General features: G+C 59.2%; 5 protein-coding genes and 1 pseudogene. 1 reads left to right on the top strand and 5 read right to left on the bottom strand.

Features of this window, described 5'->3' with window-relative positions; genetic code table 11:
- Positions 1 to 99 precede the first annotated feature (99 nt).
- Positions 100 to 741 (top strand): annotated as a pseudogene (locus tag FBY04_RS29205) (alpha/beta fold hydrolase); the annotation flags it as partial.
- Positions 742 to 935: 194 nt separating this feature from the next.
- On the opposite strand, the gene istB reads toward FBY04_RS29205, so the two are convergent.
- The 5 genes from istB to tssK all read right to left on the bottom strand — a co-directional run bounded on the left by istB (position 936) and on the right by tssK (position 9275).
- Positions 936 to 1691: an IS21-like element ISPsy14 family helper ATPase IstB gene (gene istB, locus FBY04_RS29195; protein WP_144931346.1), complete on the bottom strand. Its 756-nt coding sequence runs from the start codon at positions 1689 to 1691 to the stop codon at positions 936 to 938.
- Positions 1692 to 1712: 21 nt separating this feature from the next.
- The gene (gene istA / locus FBY04_RS29190) at positions 1713 to 3227 is read right to left on the bottom strand and encodes an IS21 family transposase (RefSeq protein ID WP_145318793.1); all 1515 of its coding nucleotides are present in this window, start codon (positions 3225 to 3227) and stop codon (positions 1713 to 1715) included.
- Between the two features lie 191 nt (positions 3228 to 3418).
- Positions 3419 to 6706, bottom strand: coding sequence for a type VI secretion system membrane subunit TssM (tssM, locus tag FBY04_RS29185; protein ID WP_145318790.1), 3288 nt, complete (start codon positions 6704 to 6706; stop codon positions 3419 to 3421).
- A 35-nt stretch (positions 6707 to 6741) separates the two neighbouring features.
- Positions 6742 to 7938 (bottom strand): type IVB secretion system protein IcmH/DotU, encoded by a 1197-nt coding sequence (gene icmH / locus FBY04_RS29180; protein ID WP_144931344.1) that lies wholly within the window; start codon positions 7936 to 7938, stop codon positions 6742 to 6744.
- Entirely contained in the window at positions 7935 to 9275 is a 1341-nt protein-coding gene (gene tssK, locus FBY04_RS29175; protein ID WP_144931342.1) for a type VI secretion system baseplate subunit TssK, read from the bottom strand. The genes icmH and tssK overlap by 4 nt, the downstream gene beginning before the upstream one ends.

Genomic DNA, 9275 nt, shown 5'->3' with positions numbered 1-9275 from the left:
CACTCTTATCGTTGCTATTAGTCATAAACATAACCGTTTGCCTATCCCTTATCGTAAGGGGGAAACGGTGTCCTGTCTTTCATGGGGCTCGTTCACAGACTCCCCTTAACGACCTTGACCTTGGATGACCTATCGCGCCAAGCCCTAGCCCTACTCAATTATCTGGATGCCCAGCATTGTAGCGTGATCGGACTATCCGTAGGGGGAATGTGGGCAGCTAGGCTGGCTCTGGCAGAGCCTACGCGCATTAGTGGCTTGGTGCTAATGGACACCTATCTCGGGGCAGAGCCAGAGTCTGCAAAACAATATTATTTTTCATTACTCAAGCAAATAGAAGATGAAGGAGTCATTAACCCTGAGCTTCTTGATGTGATCGCCCCAATGTTCTTTCACCCTGAGATCAATCGTAATCTGCCGCTCTATCAGGGATTTCGCGATTCGCTCGCGTCTCTGTCGGCTGAACGCTTGCGCCAGAGTATCGTTCCGTTGGGGCGAATGATATTCGGCCGTAATGATTTGCTTCCACTTCTTAACCAGCTAGACGCGGAAGCAACTCTGGTCATGTGCGGAGAGCAAGACATACCAAGACCTCCTTACGAAACCGAAGAGATGGCGAGCTTGATTGGTTGTCCATACGCGCTAGTGCCAAGAGCAGGACATATCTCCAACCTGGAAAACCCCCAGTTCGTTACCGACAAACTGCTTGATTTTTTGGCTAGCAAGATACAAAAATCAAATTGAATCTTGAAGTGCATTACGACAGAACGAAGCCCGCTAGAGGTTGGCTGGGAGCTGCGCGGAACTCGCGCTATCTCACCGGAGAAGCCTGAGTGCGGATTCCACGCCATCCGGCCACCCAGCCCACCAGCATCCGGCCACCTGTTCCACGCTCATCCGGCCAGGCAGTCGGAGCGCAGCGACGCAGGTTTGCATTGTTAGTCTGAAGTCTCTGTCGCCGTCAATTTCGTTGCGCGTCTGCGCATCGATTCGCCCTTCAGTTCGATGCGGTAAGCGTTGTGCACCAGCCGGTCGAGGATCGCATCGCCCAGGGTCGGATCGCCGATCAGCGCGTGCCATTTGTCCACCGGCATCTGGCTGGTCACTAGCGTCGAGCGGTTGCCGTAGCGGTCGTCCAGCAGTTCGAGCATGTCGCGCCGTTGCGCAGCGGTAAACGGCGCCAGACCCCAGTCGTCCAGGATCAGCAAGTCGGTCTTGGCATAACCCGCCATCAGTTTCGCGAAGCGGCCGTCGCCGTGGGCCAGGCTCAGTTCTTCCATCAGGCGCGGCAGGCGCAAGTAGCGCACGCTGTAACCGTCGCGGCAGGCCTTGTGGGCCAGCGCGCAGGCGAGCCAGGTTTTACCCACGCCAGTCGGGCCGCCGATGATCAGGTTCAGGCCATCGCGTAGCCATTGGCCACTGCCCAGTTGCAGGATCAAGGCCTTGTCCAAACCACGAGGGCTGCGGTAGTCGATGTCTTCCAGACAGGCGTTATGGCGCAGTCGTGCGGCTTTGAGGCGAGTCGTCAGTCGTGCATCTTCGCGCTCGGTCAGCTCGCGGTCGACCATCAGGCCAAGGCGTTCATCGAAGCCCAGATCGTTGATATCCGGTGTGGCATGTTGCTCGCCAAGCGCCTTGATCATGCCGTGCAGGCGCAGGGTTTGTAGCTTGTCGAGTGTCGGGTTGGGCAGCATTTTGGTGCTCCTTTTTTCAGGTCAGTGGTAGTAGCCGGGGCCACGAAGGTTGATGTGCTCTTCGGGCAGCAGCGGCAGGGTTTGCTGGGCTAGCGGCAGTCGCTCCAGTCCTTGACGCAGGATCGATTCGAGGCTTTTGTAACTGCATGCACCCAGTGCCAGCGCACGCTGGCAAGCGGCTTCCAGCCGCTCTTCGCCGTGCTGTTTGCTCAGGCGCAGGATCCCCAGGCAGGCACGGAAGCCGTGCTGCGGGTGGATTCGGCGTTCGAGGATGTAGGCGATGACACCAGCAGTGTTGGGCCCGGTCTGCTCAGCCCAGTGGATCAGTCGCTGCGGCGTCCATTCGGCATGTTCGCGATGGCTCTTGGGCATGTGCTCGGTTTGGGTGGTGTGGCGACCTTTGTGCAGCGAGCGCAGGTGGCTGGCCACGCGCTGGTTGGCGTGGAAGCACTCGACGGTCTTAGCGGTTAGCCGCACTTCGAGTTGGTGCTTCACCAGCTGGTACGGCACCGAGTAGTAATGGCCGTCGACCTCGACGTGGTAGTCGATGTGCACCCGTACCTTTTTCCATTCAGCGTAAACGTATGGGTGTTCCGGCAGCGCTTGCAGTGCCGGTTGGTCGATGCCCTCAAAGGCAGAACGGCGTGAGCCCGGTAGCTTCTTGAAGGGCTTCTGATTAAGGCGATCCACGAGCAGCGCGATGGCTGTGTTGAGTTCGCCCAAGGAGAAGAACTGGCGGTTGCGCAGCACCGCCAGGATCCAACGTTCGACCACTTGCACGCCGACTTCGACCTTGGCCTTGTCCTTGGGCTTACGCGAGCGAGCAGGTAATACGGCTACGCCATAATGCTCGGCCAAGTCGCGGTAGCTGGGGTTGATATCCGGCTCGTAACGGTGCGCCTTGGTCACGCCACTGCGCAGATTATCGGGCACCAGGATCTGCGTTGTACCACCGAAAAAAGCAAAACAGCGGGCGTGCGAGCCCAGCCAGTCGGGCAGTTTCTGCGACCAAGTGGCTTCGGCGAAGGTGTAGCTAGATGCCCCCAACACGGCGACGAATATCTGGGCCTGACGGATCTCGCCGGTTCGCTGGTCGATGACCGCCGCGGTCTGGCCAGCGTAATCGACGAACAGCTTTTCGCCGGCGCGATGTTCCTGACGCATAACCACATCGATCTTGGCAGCCCAGAGGCGGTAGTGCTCGCAGAACCAGCTGTATTGGAAGCCTTGCGGGTGAGCGAGCCGATATTCCTGCCAAAGCAAAGCCAGCGTTACGCCGGGGCGACGTAACTCGGCATGGACATGAACCCAGTCCGGTACCGGACGTTGATCACTGGGGACAGCGGGCGGCGGCGGAAAAAGATGCCGTTGCAACTCGGCGTCAGTCAGCGCAGAGGGCCAGGTAAGGCCGCTGGCAGCAAAGCGATTGAGGTACTCACCGACGCTAGCTCGACCTACTTGCAAGCTGATAGCGACCTGGCGGGCAGATAGGCCGACCTCGAATTTGAGACGTAGCACTTCTTGAATCTTACGCATGGATAACCGCTCCACGACGACCTCTCTGCTTCGATAAAAGAGGTCGATGGTAGTGAATTAATCCTGCGCTGCTGCCTGCCTTAAGGGTGGCCGGATGGCTGTGGAATGGGTGGCCGGATCACCGTGGAATCAGTGGCCATAAGGTTATATCCTGGGGGTGAGGTGTTGCAGCTTGACTCCTACTCCCTAGCTCAGATTGCAATGCCAGCTAACTCAGTTGCCGCAGGACATTGGAAGCGGCCCAGGCTCTGGCGATTGAACGGCGCCCCTACCCGTCCGACGCGCAGTTGCAAGCGTACTTCGTTACCTTCGAAATCCAGAATAAGGTGCCGGACTTCAGAGTCCTCAGCGGGCACCATCCGTGCCTGGTCCAACAGACGGAACCAAGCCCAGGGACCTTCAGTCTTACGAATCAGGGTACGGCCATCCAACAGCGTCACGCTTGCCCGTACCTCAGCACCCAGCGCTTTGCCCGGCCATGCGAACAACGCTGCCTGCAACGGTCCGTGGGTATAACTCATACGCTTGCCATCAACGCTAAGGCTGAACTCGGCAATGTGTTCGCTCATGGTAAGTGGACTAACCTCGAAATCGAAGCCTGCTTGATTTTGTCCCACTGAAAAAAAAGCTTCACGCAACTGCGCGGCCTGCTCAAGAGCGGCCAACACCGGTGCGCCGACAAGCCCGGACGAGGCCTGGCTGGACAAGCGCCACGGCCGAGAATGGGTATCGAGTTGTCCGGCCAGATGCTGCTCGGCAAACCCTTGCAGCACGCCGTCACCAGCGAACAGCCGATTGAAATCTTCTAGGGAGACCTGATTCGACGAGTTGGCCTCGAACGGATAGCGCCCACCCAGTGCCCGCTCGCAGAATGGCCCTACCTCGCTAGCCCAAGCGACCTGCAGCGACTGCCTGCTGTGCTGCTGTAACAAGTTCTGACTGATTTCGACCACATCTTGCAGCAGTGGCTGGAGCTGCAAGGGCGACCGCTCAACCTCATATTGCAAACGCTGCAGCGCATCATTGGCAGGCAAAGGTGTTTTTAAGGCAGAGGCTTTTTGCCCGGCTTGAATGAACTGCGCGGTGTCCCTCATAACACTGCGCAAAGGGTCAGTGGCGGCCACGCCGCCCGAGACAGCCACCCATTGATGCAAGGAGCGAAAATGCTGGGTTACCGGATGTGGCTCTGGCTCCATCCTGGGTTGCGGCTCGGCGTCGATCAGCCCCACCCGCTGCTGTAGGCGCGTGCCTCGCTGTTGTGCAAGGCGCAGCCACCCCTGAGACAGTGTGGGCGTTGCCAGATTGGTTTCGCGCGCCGCTGCCTGCATCAACCCCAGTATCGGCGAGTCGTCCTGCGCCAGCTGCAACAAGCGCCGCGGCACATGCTCGACCTGGTCTAGACCGACCAGTTGCAAGTCGTCGAAAAAGCCCTGCCAATGATCGATATAGGCCGAATGGTAAAGGGCGAGAATTTCTTGTTTGAGGGGCGCAGCCTCCAATGCCCGGTCCCACCCCATGAGTCGATACTCCTGCTCCAACTCGGCAGCCAGCCACGGATCGAGTAAGTGCCGCAGTTGTTGTTCACCCACCGCACTGAAAGCCCCGGGCACACCTCGGCTCGACGGCTCGCCGCTGCGTCGGTCAAACAGCAATAACCCCTGTGCGCCGAGAGCGGATACGATGCTAAAGTCCGCTAGCGAGTGCCGACTCAATTGCTCAAACAGCTGTCGATACAGACGCTGGGCCAAGGGTTGAGCAGCAAGCTGCTCACGCGCCTGCTCGATTAGCACGCGATCCAACGACAGGGGAGCAACCTGCGCCAAGTGTTTGAGCAGGCGTTGCAAGTGGCCGTCAAGTCTCCAGTACTGCGCGTCACTCAATGCACTCCCCGCGTGCTTGCGCAGAGTCTGGCCATACCACTCGCGCAGGACCTGAGCATCGAAACGGCCTTCACCACCGAGCATCAGGTACAGCCCCAGACTCTGGCGCAGTGATGCTTCGTCAGCGGACGACGGTGCGCGCAAAGAATTATTCAATCTTTGCAACACATCCGGCAGCAACAACTGCTGCAAACCCTGATCATAGAGCTGAGTCGTCCGGCTGTGCAGTTGTCGATCAACCGCCCAAGGCAGCCACCATTGATCGATAAGCTGCTCGACGTCGGCCAACCGATCGAGACGAAGTAGTGCTCCGACGCTAAGTACACCCGGATTGACCGGGCCTGTCCCTTGTTGCAACGCATCGATGTGCCGGTCGACGCGTTCCAGCCGACGACTCTGATCGCGGTACAGGTTGAGCAACAGGAGACTGATCAAGAGACTGACTGCCAGTACCAGGTAGTGTGCTCGCGGCCGCCACCAAGCCATTGTTTGTCGCAGCGGGGTGCGCAGACGACCGGATCGGCGACAGGCTTGCAAGGCGCGCAATAATGCAGGTGCCGTCACCTCAACGGTGGCCGGCTGGGCGCTGAAACGGAGTGACTGCAGGGCCACTTGGGCAACCCCCCGCTCCTGGCCAAAGGCGGTTTCCAGGAACCCTTGCAAAGTCGCCGAAAAGACCCGCCACATCGGCGAAAACCCATACAGCGTTCCCCGCACCTGGACGTCCGGCTCACGCTGAAGGCGCTCGTACTGGCCGCTTTCGAGGCCGGAAATCAACCCGCTCATGCGCTGGCCAAGACTGGCCAGCAGGTGTCTATTACGAGTGGCCGGCGGGAACTCGATACTCAATTCACGCTGATCCGCCGCCATCCAGGCCAGTGAGGCGCTGTAACCGGGTAGCTGTTCGCAGCCGCTGATAATCACCTGCACGGCCAGGGCATTGCCGAAACGCCGGGCCAGCTCTTCAAGACGCGTGTGCAGGGTCAAGGCCAGTAGGTCGCCCTCGGCAGCGCTTGCGCACAGCAGTTGTTCGGCACTAAGTACCAGTACCACGCCACGGGGTTGCCGTTCGCCCACGGCGGTTTGCTGCAGCTCATCGAGCAACAATCGCCACAGTCGGGCGTCTTCGGGTTGACGCTGATTCAGCAGCGAGCCACTGATGTCGTACAACGAAAAACCGCCTACAGCACTGCACCGCAGGTCATATTCAGTGCCGCCCGGCAAACCAAGCAAAGGTCCTTTGTCAACGCCGGCCGGGCCAATCAGCAAGAAACCCGGCAACTTTCTGCCCTCGCGCTGACGCCAAGCGTGTAATCGCTCGCGCAACGCTAGCCCACGCGCAAACCCCTCTTCACTAGGAACGGTGTTGTCGATCGGCTTAGGTGCGGTTATCTTGTCCGCCCGCCGGCGCAGCCAGTACACCAGCAGTACCAACAGGGCGATCAACCCAATGAGCAGCCATCGCGAACCTAGGCCGGCCAATGGCGCATGACCATCCACAGCCAGGCGGTGGCCATGACCAATGATCAGATACATCGTTAAAAGCAGCCCCAGCAGCAAAGGTGAGGCGCGCAACATGGTTTTCAAGGCGCGCAGCATGACGGTAATATCCACAATCAAGAGAACAAGGAGAGCTAGTACCCGGCGGGGTATACGAAGATTTCCACGCGACGATTGCGTGCTCGGTTGTCCGGGCTGTCATTAGCAAGTAACGGCTCAAACTCGCCACGGCCCTCAGCGAAAAAGCGCGATGGGTCGAGTTGCTCGCTCACCAACCAGCGCAGAACCGCTTCGGCACGGGCCAGGGACAGCGCCTGGTTGGAGATCAGACGCCTGGCCACTGGTGTGTCGTCGCTGTGCCCGACCACCTTTATCTGACCCGGCCACTGGTCCAGCGCCGCCGCAATGCGGCGCAACACCGGCTGGTAGGGCGCCGCGACCTCGCTACTGCCGGGGGCGAACAGCCCAGAGGAGCTGATGATCATTCGCACGCCCTGGCCATCCTCTAACAAGTTCAAACGACCCGCGCGCAAGTCTGCCGAAAGCTGCTCGGCCATCTGTTGGGTCAGCGTAATCAGCGGTGCTTGTTCGAGTGCCTGCAAACGCACCATAGTCTGGTACGAGCGGCTTTCCAGGTGATACGCCAAACCCGACGCGAGGGCCACTAACAGCACCCCACAGCCCCACCATAAGTGACGCCGTCGGTTGAAGTAGCCGCGACTCCAGGAGCGCAAGTGCTCATCCAAGCGCGCCTTGGGTAAATAGCCACGCTGCAGGCGAATGGTTTCAAACAGCTGGTTACGCCGTACCGCCAGGGCAGCCCGGCCCTCGCTTTGAATTCGATAGCGACCTTCCAAGCCGAGGGCTAGACATAGGTACATCAGCTCGAGCAATGCCAAGTTTTCCTGAGGTTTTAGCTCGGCTGAGTCTAGGTAGGCGAAGAACCCGTCACCGCCCGAGGTCTGTCCATGAAAGATCATCAACAAGCTATGCTTTGACCACCCGCCGCGCCCCCATTCGGAGCCGGATATGGTTTCATCGAGCAGGGTGCAAATCGCATACTGCGCACGCTCCACCGTGGCCGCGGGAGTGGCGTCGTCGAGCGCTTGGCGATGAAAGGTTCGTATCTGGGTCACCAGACGCGCGCGCAGCTCATTGAGGTCCGGAGCCTGCTCCAACCCACGCAGCAGCACCACTTCATACAGCAGGTCGCTGGCACGCTGAGCCAGTCTATCGCTGTTCAAGGGTGGCAGGGCTTCAGGTAGCTGTTGCGTGCGGGACCGGAATGCCCTGCGAAAGCGTGCTTTAAGGTAGGGAAGGAGGCGGGTCATTGAGGCTCCTTGATCGCCCAGAAGGCCAGTTGCAGGCCCGGAAAATCACCGGCCACATGCAGACCGAAACCGGCGCTGGTTTTAAGCTCTTGCCACAGAGGACTATCGCTTTGCAGCTCGAAGTAACTAAAGCCGGCGTAGTACGGAAGCTCACGCGGAGCCGCTGGAAGTACACAAACATCAAGCCCAGGCAATTGCAGCTCGACCAGGTCAGCAACGCGCTCTATGGGCCCAATTTTTAAGCATACTGGGAAGGTCTTGCGCAACTCCTCATCGGGCACCTGGGCCCGCACCGCGAGCACAAAGCGTGCCGAGGCATACAGCCCGCCGTCGAGCGCTGCAGCAAAGCGAATGCCATGGTCACGATCAGTAAGCGTCAGCGGCACTACATCGGTCCCTGCCTGCGCACTAAGGGTGTAGACCAAGTCCTTAAGGACCGGCTCAAAGGTTTCGGCGAGTCGGTCATGACGGTAGGCTGGGTAGCTTTTCGGACGTTTGTTGGCCTCGAAGAAAATCGACAACTCGCCGGCCAGACTGAGCAACTCACGGTAGAGGGTCTCAGGGTGTAGGCCCGGGTAGACGGCCAGATGGGCAAGTATTACTTCGGCTCGATTAATCGTCTGCAGCATCAAAAAATGTTGTACTTCCGCAACACCACCAAGCCCTGGTACTCCCATATTATTCGACAGCATGTAGCCGCGCTGCTTGACCCGCCCTAGGAAATCATCGACGAACGCGGCCAGCTGGGGGGCCAGACGCCAACTCAGAACCGGCGCGATAAACGCCTCGTCAAGACAGACCTGCCCACTCGGGCTGCGCTCCAACACCCGCACTGTGCCCAAGTATTCGTGGGATCGTGCGACGTCCTGTTGACGCGCCAACCGCAGATTGAGTTGGGCCAGTTGCAGGGTCGCTTGTTCTGCGCCGTCGGCATTGCTGTCGGACACCTGAACCTCGACTAGACGGTAGCGAGCTAGGCTATCGGGGCCAGGTTCGCGCACGACCTCGGTGGTGGATGCGCTGGTCATCGGCAATGCGAGCACTACCTCCAGATCGCGTGCACCTTCAGGCACGACAAAACTTGCAAGGGCCAGGCTTTGGGTATCCAAGTCGAACAACGTGCCATCGGGCAGGATCCCTGCACACTCGAGAAGGCAAATTCGGCCCATAGCCAGCTGTGCTGGGTCAATCTTCAGTGCGGTAAAGCCCCAGGTACCGGGATGAATCGCTTGCAGACCTTGGGTCAACTGGCCGCGCTGGTAGCGCTGGTGCTGCTGAAAATGTTGCGGCTGGAGGAACATGCCTTCCGACCAGACTACTTTGTCGTTACTGAACAT

Origin of the sequence: Pseudomonas sp. SJZ080 (genome assembly GCF_007828295.1) — a bacterium.
GTDB lineage: Bacteria > Pseudomonadota > Gammaproteobacteria > Pseudomonadales > Pseudomonadaceae > Aquipseudomonas > Aquipseudomonas migulae_A.
Note: the sequence above shows the minus strand (reverse complement) of the source record. Positions and strands in the feature narration are given on the sequence as shown.

Bases quoted from the DNA above. Each gene is read 5' to 3' on its own strand.
- istA (WP_145318793.1), bottom strand. From the start codon at position 3,227: ATGCGTAAGATTCAAGAAGTGCTACGTCTCAAATTCGAGGTCGGCCTA.
- icmH (WP_144931344.1), bottom strand. From the start codon at position 7,938: ATGACCCGCCTCCTTCCCTACCTTAAAGCACGCTTTCGCAGGGCATTC.
- tssM (WP_145318790.1), bottom strand. From the start codon at position 6,706: ATGCTGCGCGCCTTGAAAACCATGTTGCGCGCCTCACCTTTGCTGCTG.
- istB (WP_144931346.1), bottom strand. From the start codon at position 1,691: ATGCTGCCCAACCCGACACTCGACAAGCTACAAACCCTGCGCCTGCAC.
- tssK (WP_144931342.1), bottom strand. From the start codon at position 9,275: ATGTTCAGTAACGACAAAGTAGTCTGGTCGGAAGGCATGTTCCTCCAG.